The 15,483-nt window shown below is 56.6% G+C and carries 15 protein-coding genes; 2 read left to right on the top strand and 13 right to left on the bottom strand.

Annotated features, from left to right (window positions below; all coding sequences use genetic code 11):
* Window positions 1-13: 13 nt before the first annotated feature.
* The 10 genes from G7069_RS00810 to G7069_RS00765 form a co-directional block, all read right to left on the bottom strand.
* Window positions 14-661: a PepSY-associated TM helix domain-containing protein gene (locus tag G7069_RS00810; protein WP_166293362.1), complete on the bottom strand. Its 648-nt coding sequence runs from the start codon at window positions 659-661 to the stop codon at window positions 14-16.
* Window positions 658-1,335, bottom strand: a complete 678-nt coding sequence (locus G7069_RS00805; protein ID WP_166293361.1) for a Fe2+-dependent dioxygenase — start codon at window positions 1,333-1,335, stop codon at window positions 658-660. The genes G7069_RS00810 and G7069_RS00805 overlap by 4 nt, the downstream gene beginning before the upstream one ends.
* 25 nt (window positions 1,336-1,360) lie before the next feature.
* Window positions 1,361-3,688 (bottom strand): catecholate siderophore receptor Fiu, encoded by a 2,328-nt coding sequence (locus G7069_RS00800; RefSeq protein ID WP_240912595.1) that lies wholly within the window; start codon window positions 3,686-3,688, stop codon window positions 1,361-1,363.
* A gap of 101 nt (window positions 3,689-3,789) precedes the next feature.
* Window positions 3,790-4,107, bottom strand: coding sequence for a non-heme iron oxygenase ferredoxin subunit (locus tag G7069_RS00795; RefSeq protein ID WP_166293359.1), 318 nt, complete (start codon window positions 4,105-4,107; stop codon window positions 3,790-3,792).
* Window positions 4,100-4,636, bottom strand: coding sequence for a GNAT family N-acetyltransferase (locus G7069_RS00790; RefSeq protein WP_166293358.1), 537 nt, complete (start codon window positions 4,634-4,636; stop codon window positions 4,100-4,102). The genes G7069_RS00795 and G7069_RS00790 overlap by 8 nt, the downstream gene beginning before the upstream one ends.
* Window positions 4,633-5,853 (bottom strand): cysteine desulfurase, encoded by a 1,221-nt coding sequence (locus G7069_RS00785; RefSeq protein ID WP_166293357.1) that lies wholly within the window; start codon window positions 5,851-5,853, stop codon window positions 4,633-4,635. The genes G7069_RS00790 and G7069_RS00785 overlap by 4 nt, the downstream gene beginning before the upstream one ends.
* Complete coding sequence (gene sufD / locus G7069_RS00780; protein WP_166293356.1) at window positions 5,850-7,070, bottom strand: Fe-S cluster assembly protein SufD; 1,221 nt, start codon at window positions 7,068-7,070, stop codon at window positions 5,850-5,852. The genes G7069_RS00785 and sufD overlap by 4 nt, the downstream gene beginning before the upstream one ends.
* The gene (gene sufC, locus G7069_RS00775) at window positions 7,067-7,837 is read right to left on the bottom strand and encodes a Fe-S cluster assembly ATPase SufC (protein ID WP_166293355.1); all 771 of its coding nucleotides are present in this window, start codon (window positions 7,835-7,837) and stop codon (window positions 7,067-7,069) included. Before sufC ends, sufD begins: the two co-directional genes overlap by 4 nt.
* Before the next feature lie 39 nt (window positions 7,838-7,876).
* On the bottom strand, window positions 7,877-9,316 hold the full coding sequence (sufB, locus tag G7069_RS00770) for a Fe-S cluster assembly protein SufB (RefSeq protein ID WP_166293354.1): 1,440 nt from the start codon (window positions 9,314-9,316) through the stop codon (window positions 7,877-7,879).
* Complete coding sequence (locus tag G7069_RS00765) at window positions 9,313-9,720, bottom strand: SUF system Fe-S cluster assembly regulator (RefSeq protein ID WP_166293353.1); 408 nt, start codon at window positions 9,718-9,720, stop codon at window positions 9,313-9,315. The genes sufB and G7069_RS00765 overlap by 4 nt, the downstream gene beginning before the upstream one ends.
* A gap of 123 nt (window positions 9,721-9,843) precedes the next feature.
* Here G7069_RS00765 and G7069_RS00760 point away from each other — a divergent pair, with 123 nt between their 5' ends.
* Entirely contained in the window at window positions 9,844-10,362 is a 519-nt protein-coding gene (locus G7069_RS00760; protein ID WP_166293352.1) for an SET domain-containing protein, read from the top strand.
* A 58-nt stretch (window positions 10,363-10,420) separates the two neighbouring features.
* Here G7069_RS00760 and G7069_RS00755 read toward each other — a convergent pair whose 3' ends face one another.
* From G7069_RS00755 to G7069_RS00745, 3 genes are all read right to left on the bottom strand, one after another.
* Window positions 10,421-11,149 carry a hypothetical protein gene (locus G7069_RS00755; RefSeq protein ID WP_166293351.1) on the bottom strand — a complete coding sequence of 243 codons (729 nt, stop codon included), beginning with the start codon at window positions 11,147-11,149 and terminating at the stop codon, window positions 10,421-10,423.
* 120 nt (window positions 11,150-11,269) lie between these two features.
* A complete protein-coding gene (locus tag G7069_RS00750) occupies window positions 11,270-11,677 on the bottom strand; it encodes an HU family DNA-binding protein (RefSeq protein ID WP_166293350.1) in 408 nt (135 codons plus the stop codon).
* A gap of 235 nt (window positions 11,678-11,912) precedes the next feature.
* Window positions 11,913-12,797, bottom strand: coding sequence for a PhzF family phenazine biosynthesis protein (locus G7069_RS00745; protein WP_166293349.1), 885 nt, complete (start codon window positions 12,795-12,797; stop codon window positions 11,913-11,915).
* 92 nt (window positions 12,798-12,889) lie between these two features.
* On the opposite strand from G7069_RS00745, the gene G7069_RS00740 reads away from it, so the two are divergent.
* On the top strand, window positions 12,890-15,481 hold the full coding sequence (locus G7069_RS00740; RefSeq protein ID WP_166293348.1) for a bifunctional aspartate kinase/diaminopimelate decarboxylase: 2,592 nt from the start codon (window positions 12,890-12,892) through the stop codon (window positions 15,479-15,481).
* The last annotated feature ends 2 nt before the right edge of the window (window positions 15,482-15,483 follow it).

Genomic DNA, 15,483 nt, shown 5'->3' with positions numbered 1-15,483 from the left:
TCCTATTTTGAATTCAATGGATAAAGAGCAATGCCAACAGCGCAGGGATCAACAGACCCAAGCCGACCATTGGCCACGTCATTCGACGTTGTTTGGAATGGAGATAGAGCAAGAACAAGCCGGTCAAGGTAAAGACGATGCAGGCGGCAGCAAACACGTCGATAAACCATGACCACGCGGCACCCGCATTGCGACCTTTGTGCAAGTCATTGAGCCAAGCCAAGGCGCCGCGATCTGTGCGCTCGTACTCGAAGGCACCGTCCGCGCGTTGTACGCTGAACCACGCGTCATGCCCGGGTCCCGGCATCGAGACATAGACTTCTTCTTCCGACCATTCCGCTTTCTTGCCACGTGCATCAATGCTGTGACTGCGCGACAACCATTGCGTCACGGCGGCAGGCAAGGGTGCGTCCTCCGAATGTGTGCCTTGCAAACTTTCGAGCACCTTCGCGGGCACTTTGGTTTCTAAGTGCGTCACTTGCGGCGTGGCTTCGATTTTACTTGCGTGATTCAAGGTGATGCCGGTGATTGAAAACAACAACATGCCGACCATGCACACCGCAGCGCTGATCCAATGCCATTGATGGAGCGTCCTGAGCCAATACCCGCGGCGTTGTCGTGCAGCGGCATCAACCCAGGCTTCGTCTTTTCCCGGGCTCATGTTTCCGCCCATTGTCGAAGCAGGTTGTGGTAGATCCCCGTCAATTGCAGGATCGCCGTGCTATCTGCATCTGAGCCACGCAGGGCTTCGATGGCGCCATCCATTTCAAACAACATGCGACGACGTGCGTCATCGCGGACCATGCTTTGTACCCAGAAGAACGACGCCAAACGCGCGCCTTCAGTGACCGGTTCGACTTTGTGCAAACTGCTGGACGGATAGAGAATCATGTCACCCGCCGGCAACTTCACGACATGCTCGCCGTAGGTATCGCTGATGACCAGTTCGCCGCCTTCGTAAGATTCCGGTTCGTTCAAAAACAACGTGCAAGACACGTCGGAGCGCAGGTGTGCGTCTTCACCGTTACGCATGACGGCCCCATCCACATGAAAGCCGTATTCGCCGTGCCCCGTGTATCGATTGAATCGGGGCGTGAGTGTTTTAAGCGGCAATGCTGCAGAGAAAAACATCGAGTTACGCGCCAGTGCTGCAAGGACGATACGGGCCAATTCGGCGCGCACGGGGGACGCGTCGGGCAGCTGCTGATTGCGTTTCACTTGTGCGCCAAGCGCACCGACGGTTTCTCGACCGTCGGTCCATGTTGCATCGGTCAGCGCAGACCGAATGTCGGTGAGCGCTTCTGGGGTCAACACTGAAGGGATATGCAAGAGCATGGGCGTAACTCGATGTGACCGGATATCAGAACTTGAAGTCCAAGCTCAACAGGAAGCTTCGCGCCGCACCCGGCGTATAGCGATAGCCGCTCTTGTTGATGGAAGCCACGTAGTCCTTATTGGTCAAATTGTAGGCATTCAAGCGCAAGTCGAGTCGATCCGAAAGCGGCATCGCTGCCACCGCGTCGTACACCGTATAGCTTTCGGTGTAGCTCGGCGTGCCCTTGGCGCCATCGGTGCCGCGATGCAATCCGCCCATGTGGCGCGCACCCCCGCCGATCGTCAATCCGAACGGCAGCTTGTACGAGGTCCATGCGGTGAAGCTGTCACCCGGCGTGTAGGTCAGATTGGGCGTGCCGTCGGCAGTGACGGGCGCGCCTTCAATGACTTCAGCCTTCTGGTGCGTGTAGCCCGCGCTAACCGTCCAAGCGTCGGTGATATTGCCGAACACAGACAGCTCGATGCCTTTGACTTGCTTCTTGCCGGTTTGGGTTGGATTGCCATGGATGTCCAACACTTGCGTGTTGATTTCGTTGGTGACGTCCGTGCGGAAGAGCGCTGCATCGAGACCGAGGCGACCGTCCATGACGCGCCACTTGGCACCGACTTCAATCGTGCGGGCCTTTTGCGGGTCCATCGACGGATTGTCCAGGCTGTTATTCGCAGTGCTCAAGGCGAAGTTGGCGCCGCCCGGCGGTTGGTACGAGATTGCATAGTTTGCATACAGGCTTAAGTCGGCGACCGGCTTGTACACCGCACCGAGCTTGTAGTTGATGAGCGTGTCCGACAAAGTCGTGGTCGGGAAGTCGTACACCGTGCCAGCCGGATTACTACCGCACAAAGGCGCACGCGTTGCGCTACACATCACGGCGCTCTTGAATTCCGTCTTGTAACGGTCTGCGCGCACGCCACCTGTAATCAAGAACTGCTCGCTAAAGGTCATCGTGTCAAAGACATAGAGCGACGTTGTCGTTGTTTTGCCATGCGTGCCTGCGCCGGTGTAATGCGAGGTCAATCCGGTGGCATGCCAGTCGGGGTTGTATAGATTTGCGGGTGTCCAGCTGCTGCCGTCGGACGCAGCTTGCGACAAGAAGTCTTGCGTTTCACGCGTCCACTCGAGACCTGCACTCAAGGCATGTTCGACACTGCCCGTGGCGAAGTCGGCACCCAAATTCAATTGATTCGCCAACAAGCTATTGCGTTGATCTTTGAAGGTAGGAAGACTGCGATTCATCGTGTAGGTCGAGAGATCGTTGGGGTTCGTCCAATGAATGTTGCCGGCGGCTGGATTCGCCACCGTGCCACCGGTCGACATGAACGATGTCAGCATGTAGTCCTGTTTCGTACGTGACCAGCGCGTGGTGTTCGTCAGGGTGATGAATTCCCCAAGATCATGTTCAAAACGCAGTGTCGCCATCTGCGCCGTCACTTTGTCATGGTCCGACGAGGTGCCATAGAAGTTGCTCGAATCCACAGGATGACCGACCAGGGGTTCAAGACCCGGTTGCGGCGTCCAGCCCGGGAGACCAACGGTCGGTACAAAACCGTCCGGCACGTTGTCTTGCTTCATATGGAACAGATTGAGATAGATGCGCGTCTCTGTGCCCAAACCGAATGCCAGCGACGGGGCGATGGCCCAGCGACTGTTCTTGACATGGTCACGACCTGCAACGCCGCTGTCCTGCCACATGCCATTGAGGCGCAGCGCGCTTGTCGGGCTCAGTTTTTGACTCCAGTCAGTGGTGATGCGCTTCTGGTTGTCTGTGCCGGCGGAAAGCGTGCCGTAAATGGCATTCTGCAATCGTGCTTGCTTGGTGATCATATTGATCGAACCGGTCGGTGCGGCGCGGCCGGTATCGGTGCCTGCCGGACCTTTCACTACTTCAATCTGTTCGATATTGAAGACATCGCGCGAGATCGAACCGACGTCGCGAATCCCATCCAAGAAAATGCTGTTCGACGTATCGAAACCACGCATCGAAATGGTGTCGCCGGTGGAGGTGTTGCCGTTTTCACCTGCGTAGAACGTGCCCACACCTGCGCTGTTGCGAAGCGCTTCGGCGAGGGTGGTGGCGCCTTGTTCTTTAATCAGTTCCCGACCGATGACTTGGACGGTCTGCGGTGTGTTCTGCAGTGCTTGCGTGTACTTGTTCGACGCAGAGGTGTCGCGAAGACCGCGCACGTTCACTGCATCCAAAGTCTTGGCGGCTTTCTGTTGGTCTTCAGCGGTGGGGGTGTCCGCTTTCTTGGTGGGCAGTTCGGCTGCACCGGCAAATTGCGCGGCGCTCAAGGCGATGCCAGCAGCTGCGAGAGATTTGAGGGAGGCTTGGGTCAGCGCTTGGCGTTGGCTCAAGCTGTGTTTTCGAGAGACGATCAAAGGAGTGGCCTGATGAATGCGAGTGGCCAGTCTAAATGATAGTGATTCCTATTTGCAAATGATTTTGCAAGTCATTCTCATTCAAGATCGACCCAGACGTAGTCATCCTCGATTTTCAGGCTGAATGCGCGTACGGGCGTATAGGCGGGCGCACACAGCGCTTCGCCGGTTTTCAGGTCGAATCGCGCGCCGTGCAAGACACATTCAATCGTGGCGGTGTCGGCGTCGATGGGGCCGGCGCTCAATTCAAAGTCTTCGTGCGTGCACTTGTCTTCCACGGCGAAGTAGTCGCCGTCGATGTTGGCAATCAAAATCGGTAAGTCGTCGACCCAGGCCGTCATGCGTTCGCCCGGCAACACTTCTGCAATGTGTGCAACGCGCGTCCACTCAGCCATGGCGCAAATCCTTTTCCAACACTTCGAAGCGCAAATCGTCGCGCTTCGGAATACCACAGCGCTCATCGCCATAAGGGAAGGGCGCATAGCGTCCTGTGCGGACGTAACCGCGACGTTCGTAAAATGCGATCAAGGTGTCGCGAACATCGATCACGGTCATGCGCATCACTTCGGCTTGCCAACGGCTGTGCGCGATGCGTTCGGCTTCCGCCAACACCGCTTTGCCAATACCGCCACCCTGTGTTTCGGGTTCGACTGAAAACATGCCGAAGTAGCCGGCGCCATCTTCCAAGGCAACGTGCGCACAAGCGATGTCATTGCCATTGACCCTGGCAATAACGACGACACTTTGCGGTGCATCAATGAGCGCTTCGACGCGTTCGGCATCGATGCGCTGGCCATCCAGCAGGTCAGCTTCTGTGGTCCAACCTTTGCGACTGGCGTCACCGCGATAGGCGCGTGTCACTAGGTCCACTAGCCAGGGGATATCCGCATGGGTGGCGACGCGAAATTCAATCGTCATAGTCATTGCAGCAGTTTGCGGACTTTTTGGATGGCCGTTGCCAAGGCATCAATCTCTTCGTGCGTGTTGTAAAACGCAATGGACGCACGACAGGTCGCACTGACGCCGAGATAGTGCATCAAAGGATGCGCGCAGTGTTGACCGGAGCGTACCGCGATCCCTTCAAGATCTAGCAAGGTGGCCAAGTCATGCGCATGCGCACCTTCGATGGCGAATGAAATGATGGCCGCCTTGTCCTTGGCAGTGCCAAAAATGTGCAGGCCTTCAATCTCTGACAACTTCACTGTGGCGTAGGCGAGCAGTTCTGCCTCGCGCGCTTGGATATTGGCCATGCCGATGCTTTCGAGGTAGCGCACAGCGGCGCCCAGACCAACGTGCCCGGCAATGTTCGGCGTGCCGGCTTCGAACTTACCCGGCACGTCATTAAAGACGGTGCCTTCGAAGCGAACTTCTTTAATCATTTCGCCACCGCCAATAAACGGGGGCATCTCGTCTAACAGCGCTTTGCGTCCCCAAAGGACACCCGTGCCCGTTGGGCCGCACATCTTGTGGCCTGTCGCAACGTAAAAATCGCAGCCTAATGAAGCCACATCCACCGGCATGTGCGGGAGTGCCTGCGAACCATCCACCAAGGTGGTGATGCCGTGTTTGCGCGCTTCGCGGCAAATGTCACGCACCGGATTCACCGTGCCCAACACATTGCTGACGTGGGTGAGGCCGAGCAATTTAACGCGGTCATTCATCGCCGCGTACAAAGCATTCAGATCCAAGCTGCCATCGGGCAGCAAGTCGATGGCTTCGACGACGGCACCTGTGCGCTCAGCAATGATTTGCCAAGGCACGATGTTGGCGTGATGTTCCATGCGGGTGAGCAAAATGCGATCACCTGCTTTCAATCGTGGCAACGCCCATGCATAGGCAACGAGATTGATACCGAAGGTGGTGCCGCTGGTCAAAATCAGGCTGTTGGCCGGCACGTTCATGAAAGCCGCGATCGATTTGCGTGCGGCCTCGTAGGCCTCGGTCGCTTCGCTTCCCAAGGTGTGCACGGCACGGCTGACATTGGCGTTGTGCAGACGATAGAACGCGTCTGTCGCCTCGATCACCACGTGCGGCTTCTGACTGGTATTGGCCGTATCGAAGTAGCGCAAGGGTTTGCCATTGACTTCGCGCGACAACAACGGAAAGTCAGTGCGAACGGCGGCCCAATCGACGGTGCTCATACTGTTTTGTCTCGCATGGCAACGGCGAGCGCGGCATTGGCGGCTTTCGCCAATTCGCTGTCTTCAATCAAGTCGATGACTTCATTGCCGAATGCACGGGTCAAGATTGCACGGGCCTTCTGTTCCGGAATGCCGCGCGTACGCAAGTAGAACAGGGCGAGCGGATCCAGTTGGCCAACGGTGGAGCCATGCGCTGCCTTGACTTCGTCTGCGTGAATTTCCAGCACAGGTTGCGATTCAATGGTTGCGCCATTGGACAGCAAGATATTGCGCGAATTGAACGCAGCATCGCTGCCATCGGCGCCGTGGCGAATGCGAATGCCGCCATGGGTGATGATCCGGGCGCGGTCATTGGCAATGCCGCGCCAACGTAAGTCGCAGCGTGCATTCTTGCCGATGTGACTGACATTCAATCGTGTGTCGATGTGTTGTTTGTCGCTCGCGACGGCTACGCCATGCGCTTCGCAGACGGCGCCCTCGCCGCGTAGGTCCACATCAATGACATGGCGTGACACAGCAGCGCCGAATTCCAGATCGAGACGTCGATAGTGTGCGTTGCTTTCCAGGCTGGCAAAGCTGCTGCAGAAACTCAACATCTTTGCATCATGATTTTGAATGCGTAGGTGTTCGCAGCGCGCGTGTGCATCCAAGCGGAGCGTGCATACCAAGTTGGCGAAGTGCGTTGCATCGGCGTCGCCCACATGGTGCTCGATGAGCATCAGCGTTGCGCCTTCCATAACGTGCACATGGTGCTGCGAATGCCACGCCACGTCGGCGCTGGTAGCTATCGAGAGATTCACCCAGTTGATGCGCGCATGTGCGCCTGCAAGCACCGTGATGCTCACGCCCGCACTGTTTTGCGATTCTGCAATCTCTTCCAAGAAGCGATCCGCAGTGAAGCTGGTTTGGTAAGCGATTTTGCTCGGCCCAACGGCGATGGATAGCAGGTTTTCGCTGCCTTGCAGATCACTCAGTTCAGGCACGTAGTGCCCGTTGGCGAAAACCACTCGGGGCGACGGAATATCTGCGACACGCGAAGGTGCAACCGTCGGCATTTCAGCGATGCCAAAACTGCGACGCTCATAGGCACGCAAGGACGTGGTGCGCCACGCTTCTTCGCTGCGTCCAGGTAACCCCGCATTGCAGATGGCTTGCAAGCGTGTTTCTGCGCTCAAGCCGTTGTGCGGCACGGTCAGGCTTTCAAGCAGTGCGCTCATGGGGCCGACACCGCCTCCGGGCCGACGCGGTCTTTGATCCAAGCGTAGCCATGCGCTTCGAGTTCAAGTGCCAATTCCGGTCCACCGGTTTCGACAATGCGACCATCGGCCAAGACGTGCACGACGTCCGGTTTGATGTAGTCAAGCAGGCGCTGATAGTGCGTAATGACGATGAAAGAACGATCAGGCGAACGCAGCGCATTCACACCATGTGCCACGGCTTTCAATGCATCGATGTCGAGACCGCTATCGGTTTCATCCAAAATGGCTAACTTGGGTTCAAGCACGGCCAGTTGAAAGATCTCGTTGCGCTTTTTCTCGCCGCCACTGAAACCTTCATTGACACCGCGTGCCAATAAGCTGTCGGGCAGATGCAGTACTTTGATCTTCTCGCGAACCAACTTCAGGAATTCGACGGAATCGAGTTCAGGTTTGCCCTGCGCTTTACGTTGCGCATTCAACGCAGTGCGCAAGAAGTAGGTGTTGTTCACGCCCGGAATTTCCACCGGATACTGAAACGCGAGAAACACACCGAGTGCTGCGCGTTCTTCCGGGGCTAAGGCCAACAAGTCTTGGCCTTCAAACTGCACGGCGCCGCTGGTGATTTCATAGCCATCGCGTCCAGACAGCACATTGCCCAAGGTGGATTTGCCCGCACCGTTCGGCCCCATGATGGCGTGCACTTCGCCGGGCTTCACAATGAGATCGAGCCCTTTCAGGATTTCGCGTGATTCCACGCGTGCGTGCAGATTTTCGATAGACAACATTTGCGTACTCGCTCCGAACAATATTTCAGAAGGGGTGAATTAACCCACTGCGCCTTCAAGTGAGACTTCCAACAATTTCTTTGCTTCCACTGCAAATTCCATCGGCAATTCGCGGAAGACCTGACGGCAGAAACCGTCCACGATCATGGACACCGCATCTTCTTCACCAATACCGCGCGCACGGCAATAGAAGAGTTGGTCATCGCTGATCTTGGAGGTGGTTGCTTCGTGCTCTATCGTCGCGTCAGGATGCTTGGCGACAATGTAGGGGAAGGTATGTGCACCGCAATTTTTGCCGATCAATAGTGAGTCGCATTGCGTGTGGTTACGTGCGCCTTCTGCGCCGCTCTCCACGCGCACCAAGCCGCGATACGTGTTCTGACCATGCCCGGCGCTAATCCCCTTGCTGACGATCTTTGACTTCGTGCGCTTGCCCAGATGGATCATCTTGGTGCCGGTGTCGGCCTGTTGCCGGTGATGCGTCAGCGCGACGGAGTGGAACTCGCCCACACTGTCATCGCCTTTCAAGACACAGCTGGGATATTTCCAAGTGATCGCTGAGCCGGTTTCGACTTGGGTCCAAGTCACCTTGCTGCGATCACCGCGGCATTCGGCACGCTTGGTCACGAAGTTATAGATGCCGCCCACACCGTTTTCATCGCCCGGGTACCAGTTCTGTACGGTCGAATATTTGATGTCGGCGTCCGTGAGGGCGACCAATTCAACGACGGCGGCGTGCAATTGATTCTCGTCACGCATCGGTGCGGTGCAGCCTTCCAGGTAACTGACTTGCGCGCGGTCTTCGCAAATGATCAAGGTGCGTTCGAACTGACCGGTATGGCCTGCATTGATCCGGAAGTACGTCGACAGTTCCATCGGGCACTTCACGCCTTCAGGGATAAAGACAAAGCTGCCATCTGAGAACACAGCCGAATTCAATGCGGCAAAGTAGTTGTCACCCACGGGCACGACGGTGCCGAGGTATTTCTTGACGAGCTCCGGATGCTTCTTGATTGCTTCAGACATCGAGCAAAAGATGATGCCGCGCTCAATCAATTCCTTGTGGACCGTGGTGCCCACGCTCACCGAATCGAACACTGCGTCAACGGCGACACCCGCCAGCTTCGCGCGCTCATGCAAGGGCACGCCTAACTTGTCGTAGGTATCGATCAGTTCTTGCGGCACTTCATCCAGCGAGTTGTATTTCGCCTTCGGTGCGGAGTAATAGCTGATCGCCTGAAAATCGATGGGTGCAATTTTCAGATAGGCCCATTCGGGTGTGTCCATTGTCAACCAATGACGAAACGCGTGTAAGCGCCATTCCGTCATCCATTCCGGCTCTTCTTTCTTTAGAGACAGAGCGCGGATGATGTCTTCGTTGAGGCCGGGCGGCAACGATTCAGATTCAATCTCGGTGATAAAGCCGGCTTCGTAGCGGCGGCCGAGTTGTTCCGTGATTTCGGCATTGCGCGTGTTCATTGATGGGCTCCTTCAGTCGGCAGCAGCGGTGTCGCCCTCAATGCATCGGCAATGAGGTGATTGACGCGCTGCCAAGCGTGGCGTGAACGGCAAGCGCGGGAAATCGCGCATCCGGTATCGGCGCTGCAGCATTCCGTCATGGCGAGGGGACCTTCCATGGCTTCAACGACGTCGCCTAAATTGATGTCGCGCGCATCGCGCGCCAACTTGTAGCCGCCGGCACTGCCACGAAAAGCTTCAACCAGGCCGTGTTGTGCCAACGGTTTCAACACCTTTGCGACGGTTGTCGCTTCGAGACCTGCGCGTTCGGCGAGCTCGGTGGTACTGAGCACGGCACCGGGTGCCTCAGCCAAGACCGTCATAACGACAGTGGCGTAGTCGGTGAGTCGAGCAATTCGAAGCATGGGGCGGAGACATCCTGTAACAGGACCAATATTGTACGGATTGAAGGTGTCGCATTCAACTTCTGAAGCCTAGGCGTCGTGCGCGCGCCCCGTATACTCGGCGTTCAACCAAAGGCAGATGGCATGGCAAAGAAGCATAAGAAGATCGAGCGTCGCGAATCAGACATTCACGGAAATGGCGTCTTCGCCACCGAAGACATTGCAAAAGGTGAGCGCGTCGTGCGCTACAAGGGCACGATCCGGAGCCACGATGAAGTGGACGAGGAGTACGGGGCCGTCGATGAAGACGGGCACACCTTCCTGTTCACCTTGAATGACGAGTACGTCATTGATGCCAATAAGGACGGCAATGTTGCGCGTTGGATCAACCACAGCTGCCAGCCGAATTGTGAAGCGGTCCTTGAAGAGAATGAGAAGGGCAAGCGTCACAAAGACAAGGTTTTCATCGAAGCAATCCGCGACATCAAGGCGGGCGAAGAGTTGACCTATAACTACGGCATCACCTTGGATGAGCCTTATACCCCCGAATTGAAGCAGCTCTGGGGCTGTCGTTGCGGATGCAAGAATTGCACCGGCACCATGCTGCAACCAAAAGAAGAAGAGAAAAAAGCGGCCAAGAAGTCGAAAGCAAGTAAGGCTTGAGGTTCGACGTCAGTGATGAAAAAGCGGCCTTTGAGGCCGCTTTTTCTTTGGGCTCGATTTAGCCCCCCGAAGCACGGATGTCTGCAGATTGGATGCGCCAACTTTTCTGCTCTGCGCTCGCACCATCGACCACAGTGCGACCCAAGGTATAGGTACCGCTGTAGGTTTTCGTAGATTGATCACGTTGACGCGCAATGACCCGCACCGGAATCACGATGTGTCGTTGACCGGCGCCCGCATCGATCGGCCCCGGGTCGCCGATGTTGATGCTCACACTGGATGTATCGGCATAGCCGTCGGTGAAACGCTGCAAGGTTTTACCACTCGCGAGGCCGTTGTCTGCCCACATGCGAAATGCGCTGTCATAAGCGCCGCGGTTTACCGCTGCGTAGTAGTCCTCAATGACGCGCTTTGCGTCGGCGACTGTCGGCTCTGACGCGCTATCGATGCCAATGACGGCGGTCACCGGGCCTGCAGTTGATGTGTTGGTAACGGTAGGTCTCGACGTCGACGAAGCTGCGTTTGTGGCAACAGGCGTCGATGCCGGCGTCGTTGCTGATGCTGTCGGAGCTGGAATATACGTCACCGGCGGCAACGACAGCGGTGCTTGACCCGTCGGTGTGCCTGTCACAGAGCCTGTTGATCCGTTAGCCGTCGGAGAGGGCAGTGCACTCGAATGTCCGCCTGCAACGGCACTTGCTTCTGGTGTGACGGGGCCGTTCTTTTCTTTACACCCGGCCACCGATAGGACTGCGCCAAGCACAAGCAAGGGGGTGGTCAAACGCATAGGCACCTCTTGAAATCGCATTCAAACGGAAGCGTGCGCCGACGGTCATGAAGGAAACGTAAGGACAAATAAAAACCGGCAACAAGTGCCGGTTTCTATTCATCGAGAATCGCAAGCGCCTTAGGCGGCAGCGTCTTTCAGCTTCTTCAGCGGACGCACTTTCACCTTGGTCGACTTCGGACGTGCCTTGAAGGTCACTTCTTCCTTAGTAAACGGGTTGATGCCTTTACGTGCCGGACGCGCCGGAACTTCAACAGCCGAAATCTTGAACAAGCCCGGCATCGTGAAGGAGCCTGCGCCCTTCTTGTTGACCGATGCGTGGACAGTGCTTTCCAACGATGCCAACACGGCGCGAACGTCGCGCGATGCAACACCGGTGTTGTCAGCAATGTGAGCAACCAGACCAGACTTGGTCAGGGCTTCTTTGATCGGCTTCATCGTTGCAGCTTTCGGAGCGGCTTTCGGCGCTGCCTTAGCAGCCTTCTTCGGTGCTGCCTTGGCAGCTTTGGCGGCTTTCTTCGTGGCCATGTTTTGAACGATCCTCGTTTCGTAGGGAATTTGATAGGGCGCGGTTAACACCGGCACTTCACTGTATTGCATGGATTTACGCGCAACAAGGGGTTTTTCGCGTTTTTTTAAACTTTTTTTCACAGCTGATTTTTGCGCGGATCAACGGATCACCGCTCGGCAAGTGAATGATGAGCGGCAGGTTCGAAATGCAATGGCTTGATTCGGCATGTTTTTCTGCACCTGACAAATCATGTCAGTCGCGCCAATCGATGTGTCCATCCACCACGGTGCAGACGCGACCGCCCGACCAAACGTGACCTTCCGCATCAACGGTGAGTTCCAACACAGCGTCATGGCCGACTTCGCGTCCTTGACTGACACGATAGAAATGGCCGTCACCGGGAATCGCATTTTGCGACGCCAACCATGCCGCCAAAACGGCATTCGCTGCACCGGAGGCGGCGTCTTCAAACCGCGCAGGCGCACCGACCCACGCGCGGACAGCGTAGTAATACACGGCGTCGTCGCTGCGCGCATAGGCGAAAACGCCCATGCTTTGCGTGCTTTCAGCAAGCGCAGCGATGGCATCCCAATCAGGTTGTGCAGTGCGCAACGCCGCTTCACTTTCAACTTCCACCAACCACCAGCGACGTCCGCCGTCCATCAGCACAGGTGGCAGTGCACCCTGTGGAATACCGCGAACTGCTTGCACGAGCGCTGTATCTTCCGCGGTGCCTAGACGCAGTTGCGATGCCTTGGGTGTACGGATCGCAAGGGTTCTTCGATCGCCTTCGCCGCTCACTTGAAGGGGTAGGTCACCGGCAATCCCCGATTGAATGAGCTGGCCATCGATGGGTGATGCCAATCCGGCCTCAAGTACGGCGTGGGCAGTGCCGACGCTCGGGTGGCCCGCAAACGGGACCTCACGCCTCGGGCTAAAGATGCGCAGGCCGTAACTGACACCCGCATAGGGCGGCGGAAATACAAAGGTGGTTTCCGGCAGTCGTGTCCAAGCGGCAATCGCTTGCATGGTTGCGTCGTCCAAGCCTTCAGCGTCTAAAACAACGGCCAATGGATTCCCGGCGCCCGGTCGATTGGCAAAGACATCCACCTGGGTAAAGCGTCTCGACTTTTTCATCTGACTCCAATGCGGTTTAAGGCCATCGCAAGGCGGCGGATTCGATAGAATCGCTTACTTGCCCGATTCGGCTGCGCATCATCCCACAACTCATGACAATAACCTCTGACTCGCAATGGGTCGTCCTTAAATTCGGTGGTACTTCAGTTTCAAAGCGGGAACGTTGGGACACGATTGGCCGCTTGGCGCAATCACGTTTGGACGAAGGAAAACGCGTATTAGTCGTCGTTTCTGCGGTATCTGGCGTGACCAATCTGCTGTTGGCGGCCGCTGAGGGTCGTGCAGAACTGGACGCACAATACGCGCAAATTGCAGACATCCACGTCCAGTTTGCGCACACCTTGGGACTCGCCGTCGACGGCATTTTGGCTGAGCGACTGAAGGTGTTGCATCACTTGATGTGCGAAGACGCGCGCCGCACAACGCGTTCGTTTGACTGGCAAGCCGAAGTTTTGGCACAAGGTGAACTGCTGTCGTCGTCTCTCGGCGCCGCTTATTTGGGCACGCAAGGCTTCGACATGCGTTGGACCGATGCGCGCGACTGGCTGTCTGCGCTCGCGCTACCGAACCAAAGCGAATGGTCGAAACGCCTGTCGGTCAATTGCGCGCATGACCATGCACCAGACGTGGTGGCGCGATTGTCGGCAGCGGTCGGACAATTGGGCATTACCCAAGGCTTTATCTCGCGACATGCAGACGGCGGTACCGCCATCTTGGGTCGCGGGGGCTCCGATACGTCGGCAGCCTATTTCGGCGCACTGCTCAAAGCAGATCGTGTTGAGATCTGGACGGATGTGCCAGGTCTATTCAGTGCGAATCCGCGCGAAGTGCCGGAGGCGCGATTGCTGTCGCAACTCGATCACGCAGAAGCGCAAGAAATTGCCACCACAGGCGCAAAGGTCTTGCATCCGCGCGCGATCGGTCCATGCCGCGATGCGGATATTGAGATTCGGATCTTGGATACATCGAATCCGAGCTTGGGCGGCACGCGCATTGCACGCACGAAAAAACAAGTACGTGGTGTTAAAGCCATCAGTCGTCGAAACGGCATTGTGCTGGTGTCGATGGAATCGATCGGCATGTGGCAACAAGTCGGCTTCTTGTCGGACATTTTCGAGCGCTTCAAAGCACACGGTTTGTCGGTGGACCTGATCGGTTCGTCTGAAACCAACGTCACCGTGTCGCTTGATCCCAGCGAGAATTTGGTCAGCACAGACGTGCTTGAACGTTTGTCAGCCGATTTGTCCACGATCTGCAAAGTCAAGGTCATTGCGCCGTGCGCGGCAATTACGTTGGTCGGTCGCGGCATGCGTTCAATGTTGCACAAGCTGTCCGACGTGTGGGCGACCTTTGGTCGTGAGCGCGTGCATTTGATTTCGCAGTCGTCAAACGATTTGAACCTGACCTTCGTCATTGATGAAGCGGATGCCGACGGCATGATTCCGCTGTTGCATGCGGAATTGATTCGCAGCGGTGCGATGCCCATTCGTGAACGTGAAGTGTTTGGCCAGAGTTGGCGTCAGTTGGTCAATCTGCGCGAAGTCGAACACAGCCGTTGGTGGACACACGAACGTGCGCGCCTTACCGCGATCGGCACGCAGCACGGACCGACATACGTCTATCACTTGCCAACCGTGCGCGAACGTGCAGCTCAGTTGAATGCAATCACCTCATTCGACGCGCGCTTCTACGCGATGAAGGCGAATTCGAATCCGGTCGTGTTGCGTGAGATCGACAAAGCGGGCTTCGGTTTCGAGTGTGTGTCAGTCGATGAAATCGAACATCTGCAAGCAAGCATTCCAAACATCGATGCAGCACGTATTTTGTTTACGCCGAGCTTCGCACCGCGTGCTGAGTATGAGCGTGCACTCGAGATGGGCGCAACGGTCACGCTGGATAATGTGGAGGTGCTCGAACATTGGCCTTCCGTCTTTAAAGGCCGACAGATTTGGCTGCGCGTAGACCTCGGTCACGGCGACGGCCATCACGAGAAAGTGGTGACAGGGGGTGCCGCATCCAAGTTTGGGTTGGACATCACGCGTTTGGGTGCGTTCGTCCGCGCTGCGCGCGCCTTGGATATTCAGATCGTCGGTCTGCATGCCCACTTGGGCAGTGGCATCGAGTCACCGAACCATTGGGCCCAGGTGTATTCCGAGCTGATTGGCATTGCTGAGCAAATCGGCTCAATTGAATGGATCGATATGGGCGGTGGATTGCCGATTCCGTATACACCAGATGCCGAGCCGTTTGATCTGGACGCATTCGGCGCAGCGATTGCCGCGATCAAGGCGGCCTTCCCGCGCTACAAATTGGCGTGTGAGCCCGGTCGATTCTTGGTGGCCGAGGCGGGCGTATTGTTAACGCGTGTTACGCAGGTCGTTCAAAAGTCGGGCGTTGCACGCATCGGCGTCGATGCAGGGATGAACGCCTTAATTCGTCCCTCGCTCTACGATGCTTGGCATGACATTCAAAACTTGTCTAAGAACGGCCACGGGTCGATGGGTGAGTTTGATGTTGTCGGCCCGATTTGCGAAAGCGGAGACGTCCTTGGCAGTGATCGAGACCTACCGCTTTCAACGGCCGAAAACGACATTATTTTGATCGCCGATGCAGGTGCCTATGGCATGACCATGGCGAGCCGTTACAACATGCGCAAATTGCCGCGCGAGGAAATTATCGAGTGAAA

This window comes from Lysobacter sp. HDW10 (assembly GCF_011300685.1).
Lineage (GTDB): Bacteria > Pseudomonadota > Gammaproteobacteria > Xanthomonadales > Xanthomonadaceae > Solilutibacter.
Note: the sequence above shows the minus strand (reverse complement) of the source record. Positions and strands in the feature narration are given on the sequence as shown.

Excerpts from the sequence above, each read along its gene's own strand:
- G7069_RS00810 (WP_166293362.1), bottom strand. The coding sequence starts at position 661 with ATGAGCCCGGGAAAAGACGAAGCCTGGGTTGATGCCGCTGCACGACAA.
- G7069_RS00805 (WP_166293361.1), bottom strand. The coding sequence starts at position 1,335 with ATGCTCTTGCATATCCCTTCAGTGTTGACCCCAGAAGCGCTCACCGAC.
- G7069_RS00795 (WP_166293359.1), bottom strand. The coding sequence starts at position 4,107 with ATGGCTGAGTGGACGCGCGTTGCACACATTGCAGAAGTGTTGCCGGGC.
- G7069_RS00790 (WP_166293358.1), bottom strand. The coding sequence starts at position 4,636 with ATGACTATGACGATTGAATTTCGCGTCGCCACCCATGCGGATATCCCC.
- G7069_RS00785 (WP_166293357.1), bottom strand. The coding sequence starts at position 5,853 with ATGAGCACCGTCGATTGGGCCGCCGTTCGCACTGACTTTCCGTTGTTG.
- sufD (WP_166293356.1), bottom strand. The coding sequence starts at position 7,070 with ATGAGCGCACTGCTTGAAAGCCTGACCGTGCCGCACAACGGCTTGAGC.
- sufC (WP_166293355.1), bottom strand. The coding sequence starts at position 7,837 with ATGTTGTCTATCGAAAATCTGCACGCACGCGTGGAATCACGCGAAATC.
- sufB (WP_166293354.1), bottom strand. The coding sequence starts at position 9,316 with ATGAACACGCGCAATGCCGAAATCACGGAACAACTCGGCCGCCGCTAC.
- G7069_RS00765 (WP_166293353.1), bottom strand. The coding sequence starts at position 9,720 with ATGCTTCGAATTGCTCGACTCACCGACTACGCCACTGTCGTTATGACG.
- G7069_RS00760 (WP_166293352.1), top strand. The coding sequence starts at position 9,844 with ATGGCAAAGAAGCATAAGAAGATCGAGCGTCGCGAATCAGACATTCAC.
- G7069_RS00755 (WP_166293351.1), bottom strand. The coding sequence starts at position 11,149 with ATGCGTTTGACCACCCCCTTGCTTGTGCTTGGCGCAGTCCTATCGGTG.
- G7069_RS00750 (WP_166293350.1), bottom strand. The coding sequence starts at position 11,677 with ATGGCCACGAAGAAAGCCGCCAAAGCTGCCAAGGCAGCACCGAAGAAG.
- G7069_RS00745 (WP_166293349.1), bottom strand. The coding sequence starts at position 12,797 with ATGAAAAAGTCGAGACGCTTTACCCAGGTGGATGTCTTTGCCAATCGA.
- G7069_RS00740 (WP_166293348.1), top strand. The coding sequence starts at position 12,890 with ATGACAATAACCTCTGACTCGCAATGGGTCGTCCTTAAATTCGGTGGT.